Genomic DNA, 25925 nt, shown 5'->3' on the forward strand with positions numbered 1-25925 from the left:
GGTAGGGGGTGCGCTCGCGCCGGGATGCGGCGGTGCCACTCATCCCCCGGTGGAGGGCATCCGGTTCAGCGGGCCCCAGTCCGGCCGGTGCTCGGCGAGGGTCGCGTCGACCTCGTCCAGCACGTCCGGGTGGATCCAGGCGACCGGCTCGCACACCTCGATCAGCGGCTCGTTGTCCGGGCCGCGGGCCACCTCCCGGCCGCGCGCCACCCACGGGCGCACCCCCGGCCCCCGGACCTGGCGCAGGTGGCGGTAGTCGTGCAGGCGGCGGGCCACCCACAGCCGCAGCGGCCGGTCGTCCCACCAGTCCTCGACGCGCAGCGGGTTCGCGGACAACCCCGGCAGCGCCACCCCGGTCAGCTCGTCGCTGCTGGTCCCGTGGTGGTCGAGGTCGTAGCCGCGCGACCACCGCACGTACAGGTCGTGCCCGCCGCCCGCCCGGACGACGAGGTCCACCAACGCGTCCAGGCTGTCCACCACCGGAAGTGCTTCTCCGTCAACCACGAGCCGCTGACTACCCGGGGCCGGGCGGTTGAACCACGGCCGATTAGGACCATCTGTTCGTGGTAGTCCCGGGCTGTGCCGGAGCAGGGGATGACCATGGGGGTCGAAGAGGAGTTCCTGCTCGTCGACCCGGACACCGGTCGGCCCGCGGCGGCGGTGGACGACGTGCTGGCCCGCGTGGGCGCGCTGCCGCCGGGTGGGGCGGTGCACCGGGAGCTGCGGGCCTCGCAGGTGGAGGTCACCACCGGGGTCTGCACCACCGCCGCCGAGCTGCGGGGGCAGCTGGCGGCCGGGCGCCGGGCGGTCGCGGAGGCCGCGCGCGCCGCCGGGGTGCTGGCCGTGCCGGTGGGCACACCGCCGCTGGCGGGGAATACCGGGGGCGTCCCCGTCCTTGGACCAGGTGACCGGTACGCCCGCATCGACGAGCTGTACGGCGAGGTGACCAGGGACTACGAGGCGTGCGGCCTGCACGTGCACGTCGGGGTGCCCGACGGGGACACCGCGGTGGCGGTCGTGAACCACGTCAACCGCTGGCTGCCCACGCTGCTCGCCCTGGCGGTGAACTCGCCCCTGCACGCGGGCCGCGACACCGGGTACGGCAGCTGGCGGGTCGTGCAGCAGTCGCTGTTCCCCGGGTCGGGCCTGGCCCCGCACGCGGCCGACCACGCCGCCTGGAAGGCCGGGGTGGCGCGGCTGGTGGACTGCGGCGTGCTCGCCGACGAGGGCCAGACGTTCTGGTTCGCCCGCCCCTCGCCGCACGTGCCGACGGTGGAGTTCCGCGCCGCCGACACCGCGGTCGACGTGGATGATGCCGTTCTGCAAGCGTTGCTGTGCCGGGCATTGACGCGCACCGCACTGGCCGAAGTGGACAGTGGGCGGGAGGCCCCGGTCCTGCCCCGGGACCTCGCCCCGGCCGCGGTGTGGTCGGCGGCCCGCTACGGCACCACGGGACCGGGCATCGACCTGGTGGCCGGTCGTCAGGTGCCTGCCAGGCAGCTGGTGGGCGACCTGCTCGACCACGTCCGCGACGCGCTGGTCGACACCGGTGACCTCGCGCAGGTCGAAGGGCTGCTCGACCGCGCTTCGGGTGCGCAGCAGCAGCGGCACGTCGTCGCGGTCGCCGGGATCGAGGCGGTGCCCGGGGCGCTGGCGCTGCGCACCGGGTGATCGGCAAGGGGCTTGCGCTGATCGACACGACGGGTGTAGCGTCCGCCTCAGTCCTCCGGATGTCGGCCCAGCCGCCCGGGGACCATCCAGACCTAGGAGACCTCCCCGACGAGGAATCCCTCCCGGACCCGCACCGGGTCTCCGCGCCAGGCGCCGCCTGCCGCACTCGACTTCCCCTTTGGAGTTCCACCATGACAACCACCCCCAGCACCGCCTCGTACCGGGGCGTGCTCAACACCAGCGGCCGCACCGCGACAGCGGGCTACGGCGCGGGCGGCCCGACCGTCCCCCCCGGACTCATCAGGGCGCACGGCCTGCGCCGCGGCGACGACCTCGTCGTCGAACGCGGTGAGCTGGTGCTGCTCAACGGCGCGCCGCCCAGCGGGGAGCGCCCCGAGTTCGACCGGCTCACCCCGCTGCACCCCGACGAGCGCCTGGTGCTGGAGACCGGGCGCCTCCAGCTCACCACCCGCGTGCTCGACCTGGTGATGCCGCTGGGCAAGGGCCAGCGCGCCCTCGTCGTCGCCCCGCCGCGCACCGGCAAGACCTCCGTGCTCCAGGCGGTCGCGCACTCCGTGGCCACCAACCACCCCGAGGCGCACCTGATGGTGCTGCTCACCGACGAGCGCCCCGAGGAGGTCACCGACATGCGCCGCTCCGTGCGCGGGGAGGTGCTGGCCTCGACCTTCGACCGCTCCCCCGCCGAGCACACCGCGCTGGCGGAACTGGCCATCGAGCGAGCGAAGCGCCTGGTGGAGGCCGGTCAGGACGTGGTGCTGCTGCTGGACTCGCTCACCCGCCTGGGCCGGGCGTACAACCTGGCCGCCCGCAACTCCGGGCGCGTGCTGTCCGGCGGGGTCGACGCCGCCGCCCTGCACCCGATGAAGCGGATCCTCGGCGCCGCGCGCAACACCGAGGACGGCGGCTCGCTCACCATCGTCGCCACCGCCCTCGTCGGCACCGGCTCGCTGGCCGACACCGTGTTCTTCGAGGAGCTCAAGGGCACCGGCAACGCCGAGCTGCGCCTGGACCGCACCCTGGCCGACCACCGGGTGTTCCCGGCCATCGACGTGATCGCCTCCGGCACCCGCCGCGACGACCTCATCGTCCCCGCCGCCGAACTGGCCGTGATGACCGATGTGCGCCGCGCGCTGGCGAACCAGGACCCGCGCCGCGCCGCCGAGCAGTTCCTGGAGCAGGTCCGCACCACGCGCTCCAATGCGGAGTTCGTCGCCCGCGTCTCCGCCTCCCTCGGTGCCCCCGCGCTCCGCGCCGCCTGACACCCGACCCGCTCGACAGCGGCTGCTACCGGTACGCCTTGACCACCGCCGCCGCGGCCGCCGTGATCGACCAGCACCACAGGGCGGAGGCCACCGCCGCCAGCAGTGGCAGGGGGAACGCCCGCCCGCTCCACCCGATCGCGAGCACGACCGCGACCACCTGCACGACCAGTGTCCCGACGGTCGGCGCGATGACGGCCACCATGATCGCGGTGTGCGACACCCTCGACTTCGGGGAGCCGTCGCCGAGCATCAGCATGAACATTCCGATGTGGACGCTCGCGGCGAGGGCCGCGGGGGTCAGCAGGACGAACAGCACCGCCGTCGCCACCGCGTCCGAGAACAGGAACGCGATGACGACGGCGGCGGTGATGGTGAGCGCCACGAGTGCGAGGAGCAGGTACGGCGGACGGTGCTCAGACGACACCGATCCACCGTAGCGCAGGGGCTCCCGCACCCGCGGCTACTTGGCGTAGACCGCGAACTCGTAGAGGGAGTAGCCGAACCGGGTCGCGCGGGTGGTGCCCTGCATGCGCACGTACCGTGCGGTGGTGGCCGGGAACGCCGCGATGTCGGTGCCGCCGTCGCCCGCGCTCGTGCTCCAGGCGTCCTTCCACGTCGTGCCGTCGGTGGAGGTCTGGATGCGGTAGGCCTTGCCGTAGGAGGATTCCCACGTCAGCACCACCCGGGACACAGAGCGGGGTGCGCCGAGGTCGACGGTGATGGACTGGTTGTCCGACCAGTCGCTCGCCCACCGGGTCGTGGTGTTGCTGTCCACGGCGTTCTTCGGCGGATTGGGGAACAGGCCCCGCTCCTGGCTCGACGCGGAGACCGCGGCGCCCTTGGCGAGGTTGGACACGTCGTCGCCGCGGTGCGCGGGGAACTCCACGACCTGCTGGAAGGTGGGGCGGTTCTGCCAGGCGATCGGGTCCTGGGTCACCCCGCCGAGGGCGTTGTGGATGATCGCGTCGGCGCACCACTGGTCGCCCGCCGCGCAGCTGCCGTCGCCGGGGTAGACCTGCGTGGCCGGGACCGCCGCCGCCTGCTTGAGCGTGTCGAGGACGACCTGCTTGCACCTGCCCAGGTCGCCGTCGCCGCAGAAGCGCTTGCCCAGCGGCGCCTGAACGGCGTCGCCGAGCACCGAGCGCAGGTCCTTGTGCACGAAGCCCCACCAGCCGGACTGGAACGCCGACCCGCGGTGGCTGACCTGCCACGGCGCCTCGTCGACCTTCTGCGCCCGGGTGAGCTCGGTGAACGCGGTGTCGCCCAGGCCGGGCTGGAACTGCGCGCGCACCAGCAGCGGCCACCACGCGTCGAGCACGCGGATGGCGTCGGCGTTGGCGTAGGCCTTGCTGCCCTTCGCCGTCTCCTGCCGCAGCCCGCCCGCGGCGACCCACTGCTTGAGCTGGGCCACCACCCCGGCCGTGGCGGCGTCGCCGTCACCGATGACCCGGAACAGCAGCGGCAGCACCCGCTCGGCGCGCAGATCGGCGTGCGCGGCCTCGGACATGGCCTGGGTGAGGTTCACCCGGTCGACGACCTTGCCCTGCCGCACGAGGTCCTTGACGCGCGCGTCGAGGAGGTCGCCGCGGTGCACGGACCCGCGCTCCAGACCGGAGGCGGCGGTGCCGGGCGCCTGCCCGTTGTTCCACGAGATGAGGTAGTCCTGGTTGACCACCTGCGCGTGCTGCTCGTAGGGGGTGTAGTCGGCGCGGTTGGTGGCCGGGTCCCAGCCGCGCCAGTCGTAGCCGCTGTTGGCCAGCACCGGCAGCCCGGGGTCGACCGCGGGGTTGCGGACCGGGTTGAGGCCCGAGTTGTAGTAGGCGATGTCCTTCGAGTCGGCGTAGAACCAGTTGAACGTGTAGGACACGTGCGAGGCGGCGCGCTGGAAGTCCGCCGCGGACGTGATCGCGTCCGGGTCGTTGAACTCCTGGAAGCCGATCACCGTGTCGAGTTCGTGCTGGTAGGTCGAGCGCAGCGAGGTGTAGGCGACGGGCTTGCCGCCGATGGTCGCGCGGTGGGTCACCGGGCCGTACTTGGTGCGGTAGGAGCGCAGGGTGTAGGAGCCCGCGGGCGCGGTGCTGCCGATCGAGGTCGTCCAGGCGTTCTTGCGCTCGACGACCTCCATCGGCGTGCAGACCCCGCGCAGCAGGTAGGCGTTGCTGTCCTTGGTCACCGGGCCGCCGTCGGTGCTGCACAGGTCGACGGCGTAGGTGTCGGTGATGTCCTGCCCCGAGCTGGTGGCGCTCCAGGAGTAGTCCTGGCCGCGGCCGAGCAGGATGTAGAAGCTGATGCCTGCGAACGACGCGCCGCGCGCGCTGATGCCGGGGCCCTGGAGCTCCTGGAGCATGAGCATCTGCGGCGCGAAGTAGCCGGTCTGCGGGCCGAACACGGCCACCGGGTTGCCGCTCTTGGTGTGCGCGCCGGAGACCAGCAGCGCGTTGGACATGCCGTGCTTGTCCGACAGCAGGTTGCCCGGGAGCACGCCGCCGTCGAGCGCGCCGCGCGCGAGGTCGAGGTTGGGCTTGCCGTCGCGGGTGGTGGGCGAACCGGTCGCGGGTGCGCTCGCGGCGGTGGGCGCGCCGCCGCCCGAGCGGTCGAACACGAGCTGCTGGCGGGTCACCGAGCCCTTGTCCGGCAGGGCCTGGCCCTGGGGGTTGTCCGGGGACAGGGCGTAGGGGAAGCGCTGCCCGTCGTGCACGGTCTGGATGTGCTCGGGGTCGTCCTCGGTGCGCATGCTGCGCCACACCCGCTCACCCTCGACGACGCCGTAGCGCTCCTGGATAGCCAGCTTGGCGATGGCGGCCTGTACCTCGCCCCCGCCGCCCCCACCGAACTGGGAGCCGATCACCGAGGCGATCACGGCCAGGTCGGTCAGCGTGAAGGGCGCGATCCGGCCCTGGTTGGTGATCGCGTCGACGTGCCCGAGCAGCACGTACTCGCCGGGGAAGTACCGGCCCCGGTAGGCCTGGGTGATGTAGGTGTTGACCCCGTCGAGGTAGGAGCGGGCGTCGGCGATCGCGACCTGCCCGCGCGGGCCCGACGCGGCGGCCTCGTCGACCTGGCGCTGCAACTCCTCCTCGGTGTACGGGGCCGCGGCGAAGAAGCCCTGTTCGAGGTCCTGGTTCGAGGCCGCCCCGCCCGCGAACGGGGTCAGCTGGCCCCGGCCGACGCGGCGGAGCACGTCCATGAGGAACAGCCGGTCCTGCGCGGCGGCGTAGCCCGCGCCGAAGGTGGTGCCCGACCGGGTGGTGCCGTAGACGTGCGGGATGCCCGCGGCCTTGTCGCGGATGATGGTGACGTCCGCGCGCGGCTTGACGGTGCTCTCCACCTGGTCAGGGGCCACGCCGAAGGACGAGTCGTTGAAGAAGGAGTTGATCGTGTCGGTGGTCAGCCCGCGCGCGCCCTGGGCGAGGGCGTCGTACTTGCCGATCTGGTCGTCGAAGTGCTTGGGCCGCACGCCGAAGGCCTTGTGGGCGAGGATGTCGGTGAGCGTGGCGCTGCCGTTCTGCCCCGGCGGCACGATGTCGGAGCACTGGCCCTGGCAGTAGTCGCCCTGGGCGAACCCGGCCGCCCGGGGCGGCAGCGCCACCTGCGCCCCCTCGGCCGTCCCGACGACGGCCCCCGCGGTGGCCACCGCGACGACCACCGCCCCCAGCAGGTACCTCGCCCGTGAGCGCATGCCCGACTCCTCTCCGCACCGAGATCCCGCAGGACGTTACTGGCGGCGGGCGGACCGGGAAAGGATTCACGTTCGGTCCGACCAGTTCAGGACAAACTCCTGGACCGACCGGGTCGGAATTGTCACCCGCCGACAAACCGGACAGGTCGGATGTGTCGACCCCGCCGGGGGTGGTACTCAACCGGGGAGCCGGACGAGAGGAGCGAGGGATGACGAGGGCCTTGGCAGCCAAGGGGCTGGCGGTGGTGGTGGGCGACCCGGAGGCGGGCGCCGGGCAGCGGTTCGCCACGCTCACGGTCACCAACACCGGGGCCGAGCCCCACGTGCTCACCGAGGACGAGGCCTTCACCCTCGAAGCGGCCGACGGCACTGCCCGGCCCGCCGCCGCCCGCTACGGCGACCCGCAGGCCCCCGACGTGGTGCTGCAACCGGGCGCGTCCGTGGCCAAGGAACTGCGCTGGACCGCCGTCACCGAGGCCGACGACCCGCAGTCGGGCTTCACCCCGGCCCAGTTCACCCTGGTGACCGGCACCGACCGCCAGGTCGTGCACGGCGACTGGCCGCTGGGCCCGGTGCCGGACGGCCGCATCGAAACCGGTTCCTACCGGCCTGTCTGACACTCCCCCGCCGCACAGGGCCGCAGCGCATGAGGCGCTGCGGCCCTGCTTTTTCAAAGAACTTGCGGCTTTCCCAGGGGCTTGTGCCAGCCGGAGATCCTGTGCCGTCAGGGAGGCGGTCCGCAGGCCCGTCACGCCCTGCCCGCGGCCCAGGCGAACCCCGACACCGCGCGGGACAGGGCGGCGAAGGTCGTGTCCACGAAGGCGACCTGGTCGCGCTCGACGTCGTCCGCCGGGTCACCGGCGAGGATGCGCTCGGTGGCGGCGGTGAAGGTGGCGCGGTGGGCGGTGACGACGAAACCCGCGACCAGGACCGACTCGGCGGCGGGGGCGCCGAGCTCCCGGCACACCTCGGCCACCGCGTCGGCCAGTTCCTCGCGCTGCTCGGCCCACCGGGAGCGCAGGGCGGGGGTGTGCATGACGAGTTCCCAGAACGGCTTGCTGTGCAGGACGACCCCCGAGATCGGGTGCCGCTGCGCCAGCCACGTCCGGTGCAGGTCGTGCAGCACGGGTGCCACGCCCGCCGCGGGGGCGAGCGTGCGCAGGGCGGTGGTGATGGCGGCCCGGATCTCCGCGGAGCGGTCGAGGACCAGGTCCTCCTTGCGCGGGAAGTAGTTGAAGACCGTCATCTTCGACACACCCGCGGTCTGCGCGACCTCCGCGACGGTGACCCCGTCGAAGCCGCGCGCCATGAACAGCGCGGTGGCGGCGTCGGAGATGCGCCGCCGGGTCTCCCACTTCTTGCGCTCGCGCAGCCCGGTCACCCGCTCACTGTACTCGACATAAAGTTTGACTCGGTATAAGTTCATGGCGAGGACGGCACCGGGGGGATCTCATGGACTACGACGTGGCGGTCGTCGGCGGTGGGCCGACGGGTCTGGCCCTGGCCGGGGAACTGGCCCTGCACGGCGCCCGCGCGGTGGTGCTCGAACGGCAGGACGAGCCGGACGACACGGTCAAGGCCGGGTCGGTCAACGCGGCCACGGCGGCCTGGCTGCGCCAGCGCGGCCTGTTCGCCGAGGTCGACCAGGTGCAGGAGGCCATGCTGGCGCAGATCGCCGCGCTGCACGGGCACACCCCCCAGCAGGTGCGGGCAGGCATGCGCAGGCGCGCGGGCCACTTCGCCGGGCTGTTCCTGATCGACCCTTCCCGCCTGCCCGCCGACGACCCGGACCTGGCGGCCACCGACGGCAGCACGCTCGTCCCGCTGGCCCAGGTCGACCTGGAGCGCGTGCTGGAGCGCTTCGCCGAGGCCCGCGGCGCGGAGGTCCGCCGCGGGGTGGGGGTCACCGGTTTCAGCGCCGGTGACGACGGGGTGGCGGTCCGCACCGCCTGGGGGTTGGTGCGGACCCGCTACCTCGTCGGGTGCGACGGCGGGCGCAGCGCGGTGCGGCGCTGGGCCGGGTTCGACTTCCCCGGCACCGACCCGACGCTGACGCTGCGGCAGGCGATCGTCGACCTCGACCACCCGGAGCGGTTGGCGGTCGGCTGGGTGCGCACCCCCGCCGGGCTCGTCGTGCACGGCCCGCAGCCGCGGCGGGTGCTCACCGTGGAGTTCGATGGCCCGCCCGCCGACCGCGCCGCCCCGGTCACCGCCGCGGAGGTGGAGGCCAGCCTGCGCCGGGTCAGCGGGGCGGACGTGCGGGTCACCGCCCTGCACAGCGCGACCCGCTCCACCGACAACGCCCGCCAGGTCACCACCTACCGGCGCGGTCGGGTCCTGCTGGCGGGCGACGCCGCGCACGTGCATTCGCCGTTCGGCGGGCAGGGGCTGAACCTGGGGCTGGGGGACGCGGCGAACCTGGGGTGGAAGCTGGCGGCGGTGGCGACCGGCCGGGCCGAGGAGGCGCTGCTGGACACCTACACCGCCGAGCGCCACCCGGTCGGGGCCCGGGTGCTGCGGGTGACCAGGGCGCAGATCGCCGTGCTGCGGCCGGGCCCCGAGGGCGACGCGCTGCGCGAGGTCGTCACCGACCTGATGCGCACCGACGACGGCAACGCGCACTTCGTCAAGCTGATGGGCGGTCTGCTCAACGGCTACGACCTCGGCGGCACCCACCCCGCGGTCGGCAAGCTGCTCCCGCTGCTGGACCTGGCCGACGGCAGCACGACGGCGGACCACCTGCGCGAGGGCGGCGCGGTCTTGTTCGACCTGAACGACTCCGCGGCGGTGCGCGCGGCGGCCGGTGGCCGGGTCCGCGTGGTGAGCGGGAAAGCGGCTGTCGAGGCGCCGGACATGCTGGTGCGCCCGGACGGTCACGTCGCGTGGGCGGGCACGGATGCCACCGGGCTCGACGAGGCGATCCAGCGGTGGTGCTTCTGATCCCGGGGACGTCTCGGGTGGGGTGGGGAGATGCCGGTGCCCAGCGCGCGCCGCGTCCACTGGAGCCGGGGAATGGGAAGGAGTCTCTTCCTCCCACTCCAACGTATAGCGCACCGGGGGGCTTGCGGCAAGACCCCGGTCGTGCTCCAGCATTGGCGCCCGTCGTTGGTCGATGAGCACTGAATCGGGGGAAACCACATGCGTGTGGTGCTGTCCACGTGGGGTTCGCGTGGGGATGTCGAGCCGCTGGTGGCGCTGGCGGTGCGGCTGCGGGAGCGGGGCGCGGGGGTGCTGGTGTGCGCGCCGCCGGACGAGGAGTTCGCCCTCCTGCTGGAGCGGGCCGGGGTGCCGCTGGCACCCATGGGCCCGTCGGTGCGGTCGATCGTGGCGGGAGAGCGCCCGCCGTCGCACGCCGCCGCGTTCCAGCTGGCACCGGAGTTGGTCGCGGCGCGCTACGCGGTGCTCACCGAGGTGGCGCGGGACGCCGACGTGCTGCTGGCCACCGGCCTGCTGCCCGCGGGGGTGCGGTCGGTCGCGGAGAAGCTGGGCGCGCACTACGTCTACGCCTCCCTCCACCCGTACGGGTTGCCCTCGCACCACTTCCCGCCGCAGGCCCGGCCGGGGACGCCGTCCGCCGCGGACGAGACCGACCTGGACGTGCTCTGGGCGGAGGACGCGCAGCGGGTGCAGGCGCTCTACGGGGAGGCCGAGAACACCCACCGCGCGGCCCTGGGCCTGCCACCGCTGGACAACGTCCGCGACCACGTCTTCGGGGAGCGCGCGCTGCTGGCGGTCGACCCGGTCCTGGGCCCGTGGGCGGACCTGACCGACCTCGACCTGGTGCAGACGGGCGCCTGGATGCTCGACGACGACCGCCCCCTGCCCGCCGACCTGGAGGACTTCCTGGCCGCAGGCCCGCCGCCGGTGCACGTGGGGTTCGGCAGCATGACCATGCGCACCTCGCCCGACCTGGCCCGCACCGCCGTCGAGGCCGCCCGCGCCCACGGCAGGCGCACCCTGCTGGCCCGCGGCTGGGCGGGCCTGGACATCACCGACCAGGACGACTGCTTCGTGGTGGGCGAGGTCAACCACCAGGCCCTGTTCACCCGGGTCGCCGCCACGGTCCACCACGGCGGCGCGGGCACCACCACCCGGGCGGCCAGTGCCGGGGCGCCCCAGGTGCTCGTCCCCCAACTGGTCGACCAGCCCCACTGGGCGGCCCGGGTCGCCGAACTGGGCATCGGCGCGGCCCACGAGGGCCCGACCCCCACCGTCGAGTCCCTGACCGCGGCCCTGGCCATCGCCCTCAGCCCCGCGACGGCGGACCGGGCGAAGGCGGTCGCGGGCGCGATGCGCACGGACGGCGCCGACGTGGGCGCGCAACTGCTGCTCGACCTCGGTCCCCGCCCCGCGCCCGCCTGATCCCGCCCGCACCTGCCTGGACGAGCCGAGGCAGGTCGGCCACGGCGTCCACCGCTCCAGCGGTGCACGACCGACCCGCTGACCGCTCGGGTCGTCCGCGGTGGTGTCCACCCGGCGGTGACGGCCATCCCCGGCAGGGGGCGGCCGTCACCGCCGGGGTGCTCGCGTCAGAAGCCGCTGCCGCGCAGGCGGTCCATCAGGCGCCGGTCGCGCTTGGTGGGCCTGCCCGCGCCGCGCTCGCGGCGGGCGATGGGCAGGGCGCCCTCGGTCTCCTTCGGGGGCGGCGGGGTGTGGTCGATGTAGCAGGTGACGGCGTCGGGGGCGCCGACGCGCTTCTGGATGACGCGGACGACCTCGATCACGCGGGTGCGCCCGTTGAGGTGGGCGCGCACCTCGTCACCCGGGCACACGACCGTGGCGGGCTTGGCGGCCCGGTCGTTGACCCGCACGTGCCCGCCCCGGCACGCCGCCGCGGCGTCGGGGCGGGTCTTGGTCAGCCGCACCGCCCACAGCCAGCGGTCCAGACGCGTCGACTCCACGCGGCCGAGCCTACCCGCCCCCGGCCCGCGCGTCGGCCGGGTTTCCCGCCGCCCGGCGGGTCACGGGTCCAGACCACCGCCTCACACCTCGTACTCGTCGTGGCGCTTGTTGGCCTCGTGCGCCGCGCCCTGGGGCCAGCCCTCGGGCGAATCCTCCCAGTCCTCCTGGCGGCCGAACACCGTGCGGTCGAGGTAGCCGACGAAGCCGCTGAGCGGTTCGACACCGCGGGCCGTGGCGGTGTAGGTGAGGAAGACGTCGTCGCCGGTGCGGACGTAGAAGCTGACCCCGGGGACCTGGCCCTCGTCGGTCGTCCACCCCCACTCGCGGTTGTACGGGCTGTTCAGCGACGACACCCAGGCGCCCTGCCAGCCCATCCGGCGCTGGTAGGCGCTCAGCTTGTCCACCGGGGCCTCCGAGACGCGGGCGAAGGCGATCCCGTACGGGCCGAAGTGGGCCAGGTGCGGGACGTTGTCGGCGAGGTTCGAGCAGGACGGGCAGCCCTCGTCCCACGTCGGGTCGAACATGAAGTTCTGCACCACCAACTGCTCGCGGTCCCCGAACAGCTCCCGCAGCGTCACCGGCCCGTCCGGACCGTCGAAGGTGTACTCCGGCACGGGGGTCATGGGCAGCCGCCTGCGTTCGGCCGCCACGGCGTCGGAGAGCCTGGTCAACTCCTTCTCCCGGGCGAGCAGCGCGGCGCGGTCGGCCTCCCAGTCAGCGCGGTCGACGACAGCGGGGCGTGCCTCGGTCTTCCGTGCACCAGTCATCCGTGCATCCGTCATCCCGGTCCCTCCTCGTTCCTCTGCCTCACACTGTGCCCGACCCCACCGACAAAAACCTCACTGCCTCAGGGAGGGGTCAATGTGGATCTTCGGAGCCGACCCCGCACCCTCGGGCCGCTGCCCCGCCAGCACGGCGCCGACGGCGTCCAGCCCGACGGTCGCGCCCACGAGCGGACGCGGGTCCACCGCACCGGAGGCGTAGGCCTCGATCGTGGCACCCAGACCGGGCGACGCCGACAGCACACCCACGGCCGTGATGTCCTTCAGCACCAGCGAGCGGGTGTCGACCCGGCTCGGGCCCCCGGACAGTCCGATGTAGACGACACGCCCGCCTGGTTCCACGACGTCCACCGCCAGAGCAGGCAGGTGTTCCGCGTTCGACGCGTCCACGACGGCGTCGAACGGCAGACCCGGCAACGAGTCCTGCGTGCACGCGTGGCCGAAACCCAAAGAGCGCGCGAACTCCAGCGACCCCTCCGTCGCGCCCATCAGGTGCACCTCGGCACCGCCCGCGCGCAGGAACATCGCCGTCAGCAGCCCGATCGTCCCCGGCCCCATCACCAAGACCCGGTCACCCTCCCCCACCGCGGCCGCCCGAGCCGCGCGCAGGGCGTTGCCGCCGGGCTCGACGAGCGCGCCCAGCACCGGGTCGACGGAGTCCGGCAGCACGTGCAACGACGACACCGGCACCGCCAGCTTCTCCGCCAACGCCCCCGGCCTGCCGTCGCGGATGCCGACCTCCTGCCGCCGCTCGCACACGTGCTGCCGTCCGCGCTCGCACCGGCGGCACGTGCCGTCACCGAGCATCGTGTCGCCCATGACGCGCTTGCCCACCCAGCCCGGGTCGACGCCCTCCCCCACCGCCGACACCGTGCCGCACCACTCGTGCCCGATGCGCAGCGGGTAGGAGGAGTGGCCCTCGTGCAGGTACGCCATCTCCCCGGTGAACAGCTCGACGTCGGTGCCGCACACGCCGGCGCGTTCCACGTCCACCACGGCCTCACCCGCCACCGCCGAGGGGACGGGTACCTCCTGCACAGCGCCCTGCTCCGGACCGGTGAGCACGAAGGCCCGCATGGTCGCGCCCATCAGAAGCCCGCCCAGTACGGCACGGGGACGCCCGGCACGTCGACCCGCGCGGTGAACAGCCGCCCGGAGTCCGGGTGCGCCGCCAACTGCTCGTCGTCGAGCTGGGAGGTGCCCGTGGTGATGACGAGGGTGCGCAGGTCAGGCCCGGCGAACGCGACGCAGGAGCTGTGCGGGGCGGGCACGCGCAGCCGCTCGACCACCTCCCCGGTGGGGGAGTACCGCCGCACCTCACCCTCACCCCACACCGCCACCCACAGGTGTTCCTCGGCGTCCATCGCGATGCCGTCGGGGTGCCCCCGCTCCAGGCGCAGGTGCACCCGGCGCTCGCCGGTCTCCCCCGTGGCGGCGTCGTACTCGCGCACGTAGACCAGCTGCCTCTCGGTGTCGACGCTGTACATCCGGCTGCCGTCGGGCGACCACGCCAACCCGTTCGACAGCGTCAGGTCCGCGTCGATCTCGGTGACGCCCGCACCGTCGACCCGCACCAGCACCTCCGACTCCGAGGGGTCCCCCAGCGGCAGCGTGCCGACGAGGAAGCGACCCGCCGGGTCGGTGCTGCCGTCGTTGAGCCGCCGCCGCGCTCCACTGGGGACGATCCGCGGCCCGACCTCCCTGCTGCCGTCGAGGTGCTGCACCACAAGGGATTCCTGCCCGGCCACGAGCAGCGTCCCGTCCTCGGCGGCCACCACCGCCCCGACCATCCCGTCGAACCCGTGCCGCTCCAGGACCCGCAGCGCACCGCCGTCGAGCGCGCCCATGAGCACCGCACCGGCCTCGATGTCCACCCACAGCAGGCGCTCGCGCGCCGCGTCCCAGAACGGCCCCTCGGCCAAGCGGTGGACCTCGGTGGTCGCGGGGGTGGGGGTGCTCATCGCGCCTGCCTCTCACACGGGATCGCCACCAGCTAACCGGTGCCACCGCGGCCCCGCACGTCGAACCGGACCACCTTCGCGAAACGTGCGGCGGGGTCCGCCGTGACGCTGGGTGATGCGGGAGGTACGGTCGGGGGGTGCGCCTGCGGGAACGGGAAGGTCGGGCGGTGGCGGCGGTGTCCGGCTGCCTCGCGGTCCCGCGCACCCCCGGCACCCCGTGGCCCGACCTGACCGCGCTCGCCGAGGCCGTGTGCGCCGCCGCCGAGCTGCGGGGCTGCTGGTTCACCGTCGGGGGCGCGCGGTCCGGGTGGGGCGAGGACGGCCCGGGGTGGGTCGCCGCGGTCGAGCACGGCGCCGAGGAGCAGGGGTCGGTCGCGGTGGTGCCGGACGTGCCGCTGCCCGCGCTGGCGACCGCGCTCGGCCCGGTGTTCACCGTCGCGCGGCTGGAGTCCGAGGCCGACGAGCTGCGCCGCGCGGGCGACGCCGCCGCGCGCGAACTCGCCGACGGCCGCTGGCGGGCGGCCGCGGACATGGACCGCGAGCGGCGCGGCCTGGAGCGCGACCTGCACGACGGCGCCCAGCACCACCTCGTCGCGCTGCGCATGGCCGTCGGCCTCGTCGAGCACACCCTCACCGCCCGGGGCGGCGCCGCGGCCCTGGCCCGCCTCGACGACCTGGTCTCCCGCCTCGACGCCGCCGAGGACCTGGTGGTCCGCACCGCCTCGGGCATCCTCCCCCTGGCCCTGGTCGCCCACGGCCTCGCCGCCGCCCTGGTCACCGAACTGGCCGAGCACGCCGACGTCACCCTCGACATCGACGACGCCCTGCGCCGCTACCCGGCGGCGGTGGAGTCGGCGGTGTACTTCGTGTGCATGGAAGGCGTCAACAACGCCCACAAGCACGCCCCCGGCGCCCACATCACCGTCCGCCTCCGCGACACCCCCCGCGGCCTGGACTTCTCCGTCCGCGACACCGGCCCCGGCTTCGACCCCGCCCGCCTGCCCCCGGACTCGGGCCTGCACAACCTCAACACCCGCACCGCCGCCGTCGGCGGCACCACCCGTGTCACCTCCACCCCCGGCAAGGGCACCACCGTCACCGGCTTCGTCCCCCTCCACCCCACCGACACCTGACCGGCGACCAGCGGAACGCAGCTTCGACGGGGGAACCCCGCAGGCAGGGCCGATCTACTCGCCCTTGGGCTGCTCCTTCGGCGCGATCCTCTTTCCTTCTTTCAGAAGGGCATCAAAATCCGCTGTGAAGAAGGAGTGCAGAGACCCGCCCTTCTGACACACGACCACAGGGACATTCTTGCGCTTCTTCTCGTGCGCATACATCGTGACGACAGCCTTGCCGTCGAACCGGTAGTAGCTGAACAACGAATCACCGGAGCGCGCGTAGACCTGCACTTCTCCTGCCGCCGTCACGCTCAAGTCAGTGAACAACGTGACGGCCTCACGGATCGAATCGGCCAGCTTGTCGGAGGTCATGGAAAACCGCTGCGACAGCACTCGCACCGTGGCCTCGTCCTCGGGATCGGGCAGGACGACACGAAGGCGACTGTTCTTGCCTCCCAGAAAGTCAACCAGCTTGGAGTGGTGGTTGTTGCGCCAGGTACTGCCGTAGGCGAAGAAGATGTCGATCTCCGTGACCGAGCGGAAAAGATCGTTCCAGTCAGGCTCCCGCAGGTAGTCGGTGCCCACTCGCACGACTCCGGAGTCCTCCAGGTCGGCGGCGTACTGCACCGTGTCCAGCATCTCCCTCTTGAAAGACCTCCGACCGACCAGATCCCACACCAGGAACAGCGCGACCGAGGTCACCACCGTGCCACCGAGGTTGTTCAGGACGTTCTGCAAGCCCGCCTTCGACGTCACCCACTCCCAGGTCGCGGCCGTGACGAGGATCCCGACCCCAACCCCGAACGACACCAAGCTCACGATCACGACCTGCAAGGTCACGATCGTACGTCCCGCGCCGCGCCAGTTCGCCATCATCACCACCCCGTCGAGAGCGTTGTCGCGACTACATCCCAGGGACCGAGCCGGGTCGATTAACCACGGTGCCGCGCATGTTCATTGGCCATCGTTGACGACTTCAGAGTGTAGGACGCCGACGGAAGTCCGACCACCTGCGGCGAAGCATTTGTTGCTGACATTTCTAGACAATAATGCGACACGCCTGCCAGAAAGTGGTCAAGCAGCGCCGCAGGGCCGAAGGACCATCCTGCACAGGGTTTCTCAGGTCGGTGGTGCGGCGATGCCTTCGCAGGTGCGGATGAGGGTCTCGCACGCGCGGCGGGTGCGGGCGGTGGAGGCGGGGTGCTCGGCCAGGGTCCGCCAGCGGCCCGCGGCTTCGGCGGCGGCGGCGCGGACCTGGGCGTCGGGGGTGCTGGGGGGCAGGCCGAGGCGGGTGCGGGGGTCGGTGCCGCGGGTGCCGAGGAGGCGGAGGGCTTCGGCCCGGTGGGCGGGGTTGGGGAAGGCGCCGCGGTCGAGGTCGTCGAGGAGGTCGAGTTCGGCGACGTCGTGGGCTTCGACGCGGACGCGTTCGGCGTGCCAGCGGACGGGGTCCTCGGGGGGCAGGGCGCGGACCAGGTCGGCGATGGCGTGCAGGGCGCGGCGGGCGGCGATGACCTCGGCGCGGGCGGTGACCTCGTCGGCGATGGTCCGGCGCAGGGCGCTCAGGCCGCTGTGGTCGGCCAGGGCGGCGGCGAGGGCGGCGGGGTCCTGCTCGGCCACGCCCGCCGCGGCCTCGGTGGCGGTGGGGCGGTCCGCGACGGGGATGCGGCCCAGGCCCATCGGGTCGGCCAGGCGCAGGGCGCGGTACTCGTCCTCGTGCAGGGTGGCGGCGACGAGGGCGAGGCCGGGGCGCAGGGCGGGGCCCGTCTCCAGCACGGCCACCCGGTGCTCGCTCGCGCGCAGGGTCGAGCGGAAACCCGGCTCGGGCCGGGACGTGCACAGCACGGCGTCGACGGCGGGTGCCGAGCCCTGCACCGGCGCGACCAGCCTCTCCGCCAGGGCGGGGCCCACCAGGCCGGGCACGTCCACCACCGTCATCCCGTTGACGAAGTCGCCGGACAGGCGCACCACCGCGCGTCCCTCCGCGTCGGTGGTGGCGCCCGGTTCCCCGTGGGCGTACCAGACCGGCCGGTCCGCCGACCGCACCTCGACGCCCAGCAGGGCGCCCACCACCGACGTCCTGGCCAGGCCCACCACGGCCAGCCGCACCGGGCGGCCGAGCCGGTCAGCGATGGTGGCCCAGCGGGCGCGCGTGGGCTCGTCCGGCGCGCCCTGCCACCCCTGGGCCAGCAGGTCGCGCAGGTCGTCGAGCAACCCGGCCCGGGTGTCGGCCACGACCGGCGGCGGTCCCAGGCGCTCGGGCAGCAGCACCGTCACGACCGCGGTGCCCTCGGTGACGGCGCAGGTCAGCGCGCCGCCCAGGACGGCGAGGCGTTCGGTGTCATCGGCCAGCGCGGCGGCCAGGTCCGCCGTGCCGCGCGCGGGTTCTGTGGCCGTGGCGACCATGCGCAGCACGCCGTCGGTGCGCGCCAGGTCCACCGCGACCGGCTCGGCGGTGCGGGTGCCGGCGAGCAGCGCCAGCACGGCGGAAGCCGCGTGGTACAGCCCGGATTCGACCTCCCAGCCCACCCGGCGGCCGAACGACCCGGTGAAGCGCACCGGGCGCGGCAGGGTCGCGGCCAACTCCTCCAGCGCCGCCTGCGGGCCCCGCTCGGGCAGCATGGCCGGGTGCACGTCGCGCACCACCGCGCGGAAGGTGTCGATCAGCTCGTCCAGCGCGTCGCGCAGGCCCGCCACGGCGCGCGCCGCGTCGTGGGCGCCCGCCTCGCCGCCGGTGGCGAACGCGGCGCGCAGGCCGGTCGCCCTGGCCCGGACGTCGGCGAAGTCGCGGGTGGTCACGGCCGTGATCGACCCGACCAGGCGCCGCCGCTCCAAGTCGCGCACCTGCGCCAGCCGCTCGCGCGCCGCCGACAGGTCGGACTCCAGGCCCGCGGCCCGGCGCGCCGCCTGGTCGCGGGCGGCCCTGGCCTGGTCCAGGCGCACGGCCAAGCCCAACCAGGACGCCGTCTCGCGCAGGGCCGCGGAGTCCGCGGCGCTGACCCGCCCCGGTTTCGCGATGAGCAGCACCCCTCCCCCGGGCACGTCCTCCACCGCCGAGACCTCCTGCCGGGCGGCCACCTCGGCGGCGTCGGACCCCAGCACCGCCCCCGGCGGTCGCGCGGGCCAGCTCGCGGTGGTCGCCAACCCGCGCGGGCCGGGCTGGGCGAACGCGGCGTCGCCCGCCACCAGGTCGGCCAGGTTGTGCACCAGGGCCGACACGAGCAGGGCGGCGGGCGCCTGGGCCGCCACCTCGTGCGGGGCCCGGCCGCGGGAGCGCCACGGGAGCACGGGCTACCCGTCGATCCGGCGGGCCTGCAGGTACGCCAGCACCGCCAGCACCCGGCGGTGGTGCACCGAGGGGTCGCCGGACAGGTCGAGCTTGGTGAAGATCGCGGCGATGTTCTTCTCCACCGCCTTGACCGAGATGAACAGCTCCGCGGCGATGGCGTTGTTGGTGCGCCCCTCGGCCATCAGCCGCAGCACGTCCAGCTCGCGCTCGGTGAGGGCGTCGAGCGCGCCGCCGTCGCGGCCCGCCGGGTTCTGCACCAACCGCTTGGCCAGCACCGGTTCGATGACGATCTCGCCGTCGGTGATCCGGTTGAGGGTGTCGTCGAGCACCTGCACCCCGGCCACCCGCTCCTTGAGCCGGTAGCCGATGCGCTCGGTGCCGATCTCCAGCACGCGCATCAGGTAGTGCGTCTCGGCGTAGTGCGACAGCAGCAGGATGCCGGTGTCGGGCTTCATCGCCCGCACCCGCTCGGCGGTCACCAGCCCGCCGTCGGGCTCGGGCGGCATCCGGATGTCGAGGATGGCCACGTCCACCGGCTCGGTGGCGACCAGCGCCAGCAGCCGGTCGCCGTCGGGCACGCAGCCGACGACCTCGTGGCCCGCGGCCTCCAGCAGCAGGACCAGGCCCTCGCGGAACAGGGCGCCGTCCTCGGCGATGGCTACCCGCACCGGACCACCGCCCAGTGCCTGCGGCGCGCTTGCCCCGGCTCGTCGGAGGTGATGCGCACCCGCGCGAACCGGCGCCCGACCGCGACCCGCACCCGCGCGGCGCTGCCCGGGGCGAGGGTGCGCAGGTGGTCGGCGATCAGCAGGCAGGTGCGCACCCTGGCGCGCCGGTCGAGGTGCTCGGTCGGTCCGCGCAGGTCCAGGGTGATGTCGCGGCGCTCGGCCACCGAGCGCAGGGCGGGCTCGACGCCCGCGCCGGTCAGCACCGGCGGGTAGAGCGCCTCCCCGACCGCGCGCAGGTCGTCGATCACCTCCCGGACGGTGTCCTGGACCGCTTCGACGCGGTCGCGCAGGCAGGGGTCGGTGACGGTCACGGCGAGCAAGCCTAGCTCCAGCGCCAGCGCGGAGGTGCGCAGCGCCGGGCCGTCGTGCACGGCCTGTTCGAGGTCGTGGCGCAGGCGGGCGGTGCGCGGGGACGGCGGTCGCAGCCGGGTGGGCCACCCGCCCACCCGGCGCAGCAGGGGGCCCGGCCGTCCGTTCACGGGGCCAGCCTCCCCCGCGCGGGTCGGTCCGACAAGGAGGAGCACCCCAGCACCGAGTAGGGATCTCCCTACTTGCGCGGTCGCCGCACTACCATCCGTGGTGATCTCCCCGGTGGAGCGGGACGGCAAGGACACCGGGGCACGGGACGCAGGGAGTGCGGCAGTGGGTTACGGGCTCGGCATTGATCTCGGCACGACCTTCACCGCGGCCGCAGTGGCCGGGGAGTCGGGCACGCGGATGGTGCCCCTGGGGCAGGACGTGGTCGTCCCGTCGGTGGTGTACTCCACGGTGGAGGGCGCGCTGCTGACCGGCGTGGCGGCCGAGGTCGTCGGCGCGAAGGACCCGGTGCGGCTGTCGCGGGGGCACAAGCGGCGGCTGGGCGACCCGACGCCGCTGGTCATCGGGGGTGTGGCCTACTCGCCCGCGGCGCTGCTGGCCGCGCAGCTGCGCGAGGTCGTCACCTACGTCACCGCCCAGGAGGGCGCCCCGCCGGAGCAGGTGGTGCTGACCTGCCCGGCGGTGTGGGGGCCCTACCGGCGCGAGCACTTCGACGAGGTGCCCCGGCTGGCCGGGCTGCCCGGGGCGCGGATCGTCACCGAGCCCGAGGCCGCGGCCACGCACTACTCGATGGAGCGCAGGCTCGGCGAGGGGGAGCTGGTCGCGGTCTACGACCTGGGCGGCGGCACCTTCGACACCACGATCCTGCGGGCGCGGGCGGGCGGGATGGAGATCCTGGGCACCCCCGAGGGCGTCGAGCGGCTGGGCGGGATGGACTTCGACGAGGCGCTGGTGGCCCACGTCGACCGCAGCCTCGATGGCGCGATCAGCGCGCTGGACCCCGGCGACCCGGACTCGGCGCGGGCGCTGGCGGCCATCCGGGCGCTGTGCGTGCGGGCCAAGGAGGAGCTGTCCACCGAGCCGGACGTGACCCTGCGCGTGCCGCTGCCCGCCGGGGAGCGCGAGCTGCTGGTCACCCGGCTGGAGTTCAACGAGATGATCAAGCCGTCGGTGGAGCTGACCACCGAGGCGCTGCACCGCACCATCGCCTCGGCCGGGCTGCGCCCCGACGACCTGGCCGCGGTGCTGCTGGCGGGCGGGTCGTCGCGGATCCCGCTGGTGCCGCAGATGGTGTCGGAGGCGTTCGGCAGGCCGGTGCGGGTGGGCCTGCACCCCAAGTACACCGTGGCGCTGGGCGCCGCGGCGGTCTCCCGCACCCCGGCCGCCGCGCCGCCCGCTCCCCCCGGCACCCCGCCGTCGGGCGAGCCGCTGCCGCAGCTGCCCCCGGCCGCGCCGGAGCCGGTCGCCGCGCGCACCCCGGCCCGCAGGCCGAAGTGGTTGGTGCCCGCCGCCGCGGCCGCGGTCGTGGTGCTGGTGGTCGCGCTGGCCACCGCGTTCCTGACCACCGGCGACGAGGACGCCCCGGCGGCGCGGGGCGGGGACGCCGCCCCGGCCGCCCCGCTCGGGGACGGCAGCGACGGCAAGGAGTTCACCGTCTTCGACAAGGCGGACGTGGGCCCGTTCAAGAGCATCATCGGCTCCGCGGACAACTGGGCGGGCACGTTCCTCGGCGACGGCGAGACCGCCAAGCACACCGCCATCGGCGTCACCCCGGGCAAGGTGGGCGACGAGAACGGGCTGCACGCGGTGTGGAGCGGCAAAGGCGCGGGCCAGCTCTATTTCCAGGACACCCGCGGCGGCCGGGACATGACCCGCTACACCACCAACGACACGGCCCTGGTGTTCGACGCCGTGGTCACCAAGGCGCCCGCGGTGCGCACGACCATCGCGGTGCACTGCGAGTACCCGTGCGCGGCGCAGGTGGAGGCGAAGTCGCTGTTCAGCAAGCTGCCGGTGGGCAAGAAGTCCACGGTGCGCATCCCGCTGTCCTGCTTCACCGACGCGGGCCTGGACCCGAAGAAGGTGAACACGTTCTTCCTGGTCTACACCGAGGGCGCCTTCGACGTGTCGCTGGCCAACGTGCGCTGGGTGCCGGGCGCGGCGAAGGAGGCCGGGGCGTCGCGCTGCGGCGACCTGACCTGACCCGGGCACCCGCTCACCCCTGGTGCAGCGGTGGGGGGACGTCCTCGGGCAGCAGCAGGCACAGCTCGTTGACCGTCGGCGCCTCGATCGAGCGCATCCGGCGGGCGTGCCGGGTGATCGCCTCGTCGAGCACCTGGCGGGCGTAGCGGCCGTTGCCGAAGGACTCCCCCCGCACCACGGCGGTGAAGTGCCCGCGCAGCGCGGCCACGGTCGGGCCGGTGCACTCGTAGCCGGAGGTCGTGGCGTGCTGGTTGACGATCGTGACCAGCTCGTCGGCGGTGTAGTTGGCGAAGCGCACCCGGTGGGAGAAGCGCGAGGACAGCCCCGGGTTCATGTCGAGGAACCCGGCCATCTCCCGCTCGTAGCCCGCGGCGATCACCACCACCTCGTCGCGGTGGTCCTCCATGAGCTTGACCAGGGTGTCGATGGCCTCCCGGCCGAAGTCGTGCCCGCCGCCGGGCTTGGTGGACAGGGTGTAGGCCTCGTCGATGAACAGCACCCCGCCGCGGGCGCGGTCGAAGGCCTCGGTGGTGCGCCGGGCGGTGTGCCCGACGTACTCGCCCACCAGGTCGGCGCGGCTGACCTCGGTGACCTGGCCCTGGGCGAGGACGCCCATGGCGGTGAGGATCGAGCCGTAGAGGCGGGCGACGGTGGTCTTGCCGGTGCCCGGCGGGCCCGCGAAGATCAGGTGCCTGCTCAGCGACGGCACCGGCAGCCCGGCGGCCTGCCGCTGGCGGGCCGAGGCCAGCAGGTCGACCATGGCGGCGACCTCCTGCTTGACGTCGGCCAGGCCCACCAGGTTGCGCAGCTTGCCCAGCAGCTCCTCCACCCGCTCCTCGTCGAAGCGTCCCGCGCCCGCGCCGACCGCCGCCCCGGGCAGCGGGCCCAGGTCGTCGGGCAGCAGCCGGGTCAGCGCCACGGCGTCGGCGTCGGTGTCCTCGGCCAGCCGGTAGGCCTGGCGGCCCACCATCTCCTCGAACACCTTGCGCGCGGTGCGCCCGTTGCCGAAGTTGGCGTCGCGCGGGAAGTCGGTGAAGTAGCCGTGCAGGGCGTCGCGGGTCTCGAACTCCAGCCGGTAGTGGTGGCTGGAGCACAGGCCCTCGACGATGGTGACCAGCTCGGCGCTGGAGTAGTCGGTGAACTCGATGGTGCGGGCGAAGCGGGAGGCCAGGCCGGGGTTGGTGGCGAGGAACTGGCGCATGTCGTTGGTGTAGCCCGCCACGATCACCACCACGTCGTCGCGGTGGTCCTCCATGAGCTTGACCAGGGTGTCGATGGCCTCCCGGCCGAAGTCGTGCCCGCCGCCCGCGCCCGCCCCGGCGGCCAGGGTGTAGGCCTCGTCGATGAACAGCACCCCGCCGAGGGCCTCCTCGAACTTCTCGGTGGTCTTGAGCGCGGTGCCGCCGATGATCGAGGCGACCAGGTCGGCGCGGGCGACCTCGACCAGCTGCCCGGTGCGGATCACCCCGAGCGCGGCGAGGATGCGCCCGTAGAGCCGGGCGACGGTCGTCTTGCCGGTGCCGGGGGACCCGGCGAACACCAGGTGGCTGCCCAGCGGCGGTGAGGGCAGGCCCGCCGCCGCGCGGCGCTCGGCCATCTGGTGCAGGCGCACCAGGGTCTCCACCTCGCGCTTGACGCCCGCCAGCCCGGTCAGGGAGTTCAGCTGCTCCAGCAGTTGCGCCAGCCGCTCGTCCTTGTCGGCCGGTCGGTCGTCGTCCTCCGCCGGGTCGGCGGCGGGCTCGGGGCGCTGGGCTCGGGGCGCGTCGGTGGCGGGGCGCTGCTCGCGCCCGCGCCGGGCGCCGTCGTCGACGACCCTGGCGTTGCCGTCCTCGGTGCGCAGGTCCCGGCCGCGGTTGCGCTCGACGCGGCAGCCGCGCACGTCGAGGGGTTCGGCGGAGGTGGTGACCACGCCGTCGCCGCGGTTGTCGCTGATGTCGCAGCCGACGACCTCGCCGCGGGCGGACTGCTCGACGAGCACGCCCGTGGCGGACTCGCGCAGCGCGCCGCCGTCGACGGTGACCCGGGCGGTGCCCTTGGCCAGCAGCGCGGGCCCGGACGCGCCGGTGACGGTGGTGCCGGAGAGCCGGACGTCGGCGTCGCCGTCGGCCACCACGCCCGCGCCCGCCCCGCCGGTCAGCTCGCAGCGGGTCAGCACGGCCGACCCGCCGTGCACCAGCACGGCGTCGTGGCCGGTGCCGGTCGCGGTGCAGTCGGCCAGTTCGGCGCTGGAGGACTCGACCACGTGCAGCGCGTGCCCGCCCGCGGCGTCGACGTGCACCCGGTCGAGCCGGATCGTCGACGCCTGCACGAGCACGATGGCCTGGGCGGTGGTGCGCTCGACCCGGCAGTCGCGCAGGACGGGTTCCGACCCGCCCGCGGCCAGCAGCGCCACACCCTCCACATCGGACACGGCGGTTCCGTTGACGGTGAGGGAGCTGTGGTCCTCCAGCACGATCGCGGACCCGCCGATGCGCCGCACCGCGGTGCCGGTGACGGTGCCGCCGGAGCGGTCGGCGACCAGGACGGCGCCCTGGGCGTCCTCGATGGTGCAGTCGAGCAGCCGGGGCGCCGCGCCGCCGCGGGCCACGACCGCCGTGGTCTGGATGCCGCGCAGCGCGCAGCCGCGCAGGTCGCCGCGGCCGTCCTCGAACACCAGCACCCCGGCCCCGCCGGGGTTGGTGACGACGCTGCCGCGCGCCCGCAGGTCGCCCCCGGAGCGCACGACCACCGCCACCGAGGAGTCCGCGACGACCTCGCACTCCTCCAGGTGCAGGGTGCCGCCCCGGACCTCCACGGCGCTCTCCCCGCCGCTGTGGGCGAAGACGATGCCGGAGGCGGTGGCGTGCTCGGCGGCCAAGCGCAGCGCGGGGTCGCCCGAGGCCTCCACCCGCACCTCCCCCGCCGAGCCCGCCCCGGAGAGGGTCACCTCCTTGTCCAGCACGACGGACTCGGCGTAGGTGCCGGGCCGCACCGAGATCACGTCCCCGTCGGCCGCGGCCGCGATCGCGTCGCTGATGGTGCGGAAGCAGTCCGCCTCACCGGGCGACACGCTCAGCACCGACCGCACACCGGTCAGCTTGCCCGCCACAGCGGACCCCCTTCGGCGGCGGGCGCCAGCGCGGCGCGCACGCGGTGGCGGTCCAGGTGGCTCAGCCGCGCCGGGCCGGGCCGCTCGGCGGCGTGCCTGGCCAGCTCCGGGTCCGGCGCCACCATGTGCCGGTCGAGGTAGTAGCGGGCGGCGTCCGACCACACCCACTCCCCGTCCGAGCGCAGGTCCACCGGCACCGCACCGCTCACCGGCGCGATCAGGTCCCGCAGCGTGCCCGGCAGGGGGGCCACGACCTCGCCGCCGCCGAGGAAGTCCAGCAGCCGCTGCCGCTCGTCCACGTCGACCACCAGCTCGCGGGTGGCGGCGAAGAACGGCCCGCCGTCGGGGGTGGCGCCGTCGAAGGTCCTGGCGATGCGCACCCCGACGGCGGGCTCGGCGGACCACAGCAGGGTCGCGGCCAGCAGCGCGGCCTCGTGGTAGGCGGGCAGGGCGGTGGTGGGCCCGAACACCTCCGCCCGCGGCGCGGCCTCCCCGGCCGCCTCCAGCGCGGCCTGCACCGCGGCGGTGACGGCGGGCAGGTCGGCGGCCTCGTCGGCCTGCACCAGGTGCACGGCGTCGGTCCCGCCGCGCAGGACCCGCCAGCACGCGGTGATCGGCAGCTCCGCCGCCAGCGCGACCACGGCCCGGTCGGCGGCGGAGTGCTCGGCCGCCCCGGCCGCGAAGTCCGGCACCGCGGCCGCGGCCGGGGTGGCCGCCGCCAGCGCGTCGAACAGGCTGGTCAACCGCTCGGCGTCACCCGCGGCCAACGCCTCGCGGGCAACGACCAGCCAACCGTCGGAGACCGCCCCGGCCAGGGCGAGCAACCGCGTGTGCTGGGTGGGCATCGGGACTCCTTCGGTCAGCGGGGGCTGGTGCCTTCAGCCACAACACGGGTGGGGGGCGGCGC

Annotated in this window: 21 protein-coding genes; 7 read left to right on the forward strand and 14 right to left on the reverse strand. The window is 74.3% G+C overall.

From position 1 onward, the window contains the following. Window positions 1–39: 39 nt before the first annotated feature. Complete coding sequence (locus tag BJP25_RS12440) at window positions 40–480, reverse strand: DUF6098 family protein (RefSeq protein ID WP_233158041.1); 441 nt, start codon at window positions 478–480, stop codon at window positions 40–42. A gap of 114 nt (window positions 481–594) precedes the next feature. On the opposite strand from BJP25_RS12440, the gene BJP25_RS12445 reads away from it, so the two are divergent. Both BJP25_RS12445 and rho read left to right on the forward strand, forming a co-directional pair. Next, window positions 595–1671: a carboxylate-amine ligase gene (locus BJP25_RS12445; RefSeq protein WP_075975022.1), complete on the forward strand. Its 1077-nt coding sequence runs from the start codon at window positions 595–597 to the stop codon at window positions 1669–1671. 191 nt (window positions 1672–1862) lie between these two features. Continuing rightward, entirely contained in the window at window positions 1863–2951 is a 1089-nt protein-coding gene (rho, locus tag BJP25_RS12450) for a transcription termination factor Rho (RefSeq protein WP_075975023.1), read from the forward strand. Between the two features lie 25 nt (window positions 2952–2976). Here rho and BJP25_RS12455 read toward each other — a convergent pair whose 3' ends face one another. Together BJP25_RS12455 and BJP25_RS12460 are read right to left on the reverse strand one after the other, a co-directional pair. Beyond that, a complete protein-coding gene (locus tag BJP25_RS12455; protein ID WP_143219032.1) occupies window positions 2977–3378 on the reverse strand; it encodes a hypothetical protein in 402 nt (133 codons plus the stop codon). Between the two features lie 36 nt (window positions 3379–3414). Then, the gene (locus BJP25_RS12460) at window positions 3415–6633 is read right to left on the reverse strand and encodes a penicillin acylase family protein (RefSeq protein ID WP_084793938.1); all 3219 of its coding nucleotides are present in this window, start codon (window positions 6631–6633) and stop codon (window positions 3415–3417) included. 209 nt (window positions 6634–6842) lie between these two features. On the opposite strand from BJP25_RS12460, the gene BJP25_RS12465 reads away from it, so the two are divergent. Continuing rightward, window positions 6843–7250 (forward strand): DUF4232 domain-containing protein, encoded by a 408-nt coding sequence (locus BJP25_RS12465; RefSeq protein ID WP_075975025.1) that lies wholly within the window; start codon window positions 6843–6845, stop codon window positions 7248–7250. A gap of 131 nt (window positions 7251–7381) precedes the next feature. Here the strand turns inward: BJP25_RS12465 and BJP25_RS12470 are convergent, their stop codons facing one another. Beyond that, window positions 7382–8059 carry a TetR/AcrR family transcriptional regulator gene (locus BJP25_RS12470; RefSeq protein ID WP_075975026.1) on the reverse strand — a complete coding sequence of 226 codons (678 nt, stop codon included), beginning with the start codon at window positions 8057–8059 and terminating at the stop codon, window positions 7382–7384. A 26-nt stretch (window positions 8060–8085) separates the two neighbouring features. Here BJP25_RS12470 and BJP25_RS12475 point away from each other — a divergent pair, with 26 nt between their 5' ends. Both BJP25_RS12475 and BJP25_RS12480 read left to right on the forward strand, forming a co-directional pair. Then, the gene (locus BJP25_RS12475) at window positions 8086–9573 is read left to right on the forward strand and encodes an FAD-dependent oxidoreductase (RefSeq protein ID WP_075975027.1); all 1488 of its coding nucleotides are present in this window, start codon (window positions 8086–8088) and stop codon (window positions 9571–9573) included. A gap of 198 nt (window positions 9574–9771) precedes the next feature. Next, window positions 9772–10995: a glycosyltransferase gene (locus BJP25_RS12480; protein ID WP_075975028.1), complete on the forward strand. Its 1224-nt coding sequence runs from the start codon at window positions 9772–9774 to the stop codon at window positions 10993–10995. Between the two features lie 167 nt (window positions 10996–11162). Here BJP25_RS12480 and BJP25_RS12485 read toward each other — a convergent pair whose 3' ends face one another. The 4 genes from BJP25_RS12485 to BJP25_RS12500 all read right to left on the reverse strand — a co-directional run bounded on the left by BJP25_RS12485 (window position 11163) and on the right by BJP25_RS12500 (window position 14278). After that, window positions 11163–11534 (reverse strand): RNA-binding S4 domain-containing protein, encoded by a 372-nt coding sequence (locus BJP25_RS12485; RefSeq protein WP_075975029.1) that lies wholly within the window; start codon window positions 11532–11534, stop codon window positions 11163–11165. Between the two features lie 81 nt (window positions 11535–11615). Beyond that, window positions 11616–12302 (reverse strand): DUF899 domain-containing protein, encoded by a 687-nt coding sequence (locus tag BJP25_RS12490; RefSeq protein WP_075975030.1) that lies wholly within the window; start codon window positions 12300–12302, stop codon window positions 11616–11618. 72 nt (window positions 12303–12374) lie between these two features. Further along, window positions 12375–13406, reverse strand: a complete 1032-nt coding sequence (locus BJP25_RS12495; protein WP_233158042.1) for a zinc-dependent alcohol dehydrogenase — start codon at window positions 13404–13406, stop codon at window positions 12375–12377. Further along, window positions 13406–14278 (reverse strand): SMP-30/gluconolactonase/LRE family protein, encoded by an 873-nt coding sequence (locus BJP25_RS12500; protein WP_075975031.1) that lies wholly within the window; start codon window positions 14276–14278, stop codon window positions 13406–13408. Before BJP25_RS12500 ends, BJP25_RS12495 begins: the two co-directional genes overlap by 1 nt. A 137-nt stretch (window positions 14279–14415) precedes the next feature. Between BJP25_RS12500 and BJP25_RS12505 the strand changes: the two genes are divergently transcribed. Then, window positions 14416–15411 carry a sensor histidine kinase gene (locus tag BJP25_RS12505; RefSeq protein WP_143219033.1) on the forward strand — a complete coding sequence of 332 codons (996 nt, stop codon included), beginning with the start codon at window positions 14416–14418 and terminating at the stop codon, window positions 15409–15411. 54 nt (window positions 15412–15465) lie between these two features. On the opposite strand, the gene BJP25_RS12510 is transcribed toward BJP25_RS12505, so the two are convergent. The 4 genes from BJP25_RS12510 to BJP25_RS12525 form a co-directional block, all read right to left on the reverse strand. After that, window positions 15466–16230: a hypothetical protein gene (locus tag BJP25_RS12510; protein ID WP_143219034.1), complete on the reverse strand. Its 765-nt coding sequence runs from the start codon at window positions 16228–16230 to the stop codon at window positions 15466–15468. A 285-nt stretch (window positions 16231–16515) separates the two neighbouring features. Then, window positions 16516–18681, reverse strand: a complete 2166-nt coding sequence (locus BJP25_RS12515) for a thioesterase domain-containing protein (protein WP_075975034.1) — start codon at window positions 18679–18681, stop codon at window positions 16516–16518. A gap of 3 nt (window positions 18682–18684) precedes the next feature. Continuing rightward, entirely contained in the window at window positions 18685–19350 is a 666-nt protein-coding gene (locus BJP25_RS12520) for a response regulator transcription factor (RefSeq protein WP_075975035.1), read from the reverse strand. Continuing rightward, a complete protein-coding gene (locus BJP25_RS12525; protein ID WP_075975036.1) occupies window positions 19341–19889 on the reverse strand; it encodes a histidine kinase in 549 nt (182 codons plus the stop codon). Before BJP25_RS12525 ends, BJP25_RS12520 begins: the two co-directional genes overlap by 10 nt. A 163-nt stretch (window positions 19890–20052) precedes the next feature. On the opposite strand from BJP25_RS12525, the gene BJP25_RS12530 reads away from it, so the two are divergent. Beyond that, on the forward strand, window positions 20053–21930 hold the full coding sequence (locus BJP25_RS12530; RefSeq protein WP_075975037.1) for an Hsp70 family protein: 1878 nt from the start codon (window positions 20053–20055) through the stop codon (window positions 21928–21930). A gap of 13 nt (window positions 21931–21943) precedes the next feature. Here the strand turns inward: BJP25_RS12530 and BJP25_RS12535 are convergent, their stop codons facing one another. Together BJP25_RS12535 and BJP25_RS12540 are read right to left on the reverse strand one after the other, a co-directional pair. Further along, on the reverse strand, window positions 21944–25018 hold the full coding sequence (locus BJP25_RS12535) for a right-handed parallel beta-helix repeat-containing protein (RefSeq protein ID WP_084793939.1): 3075 nt from the start codon (window positions 25016–25018) through the stop codon (window positions 21944–21946). Further along, on the reverse strand, window positions 25003–25863 hold the full coding sequence (locus BJP25_RS12540; protein ID WP_075975038.1) for a hypothetical protein: 861 nt from the start codon (window positions 25861–25863) through the stop codon (window positions 25003–25005). Before BJP25_RS12540 ends, BJP25_RS12535 begins: the two co-directional genes overlap by 16 nt. Window positions 25864–25925: the final 62 nt, after the last annotated feature.

The sequence above is a fragment of the Actinokineospora bangkokensis genome, assembly GCF_001940455.1.
GTDB classification, from domain to species: domain Bacteria; phylum Actinomycetota; class Actinomycetes; order Mycobacteriales; family Pseudonocardiaceae; genus Actinokineospora; species Actinokineospora bangkokensis.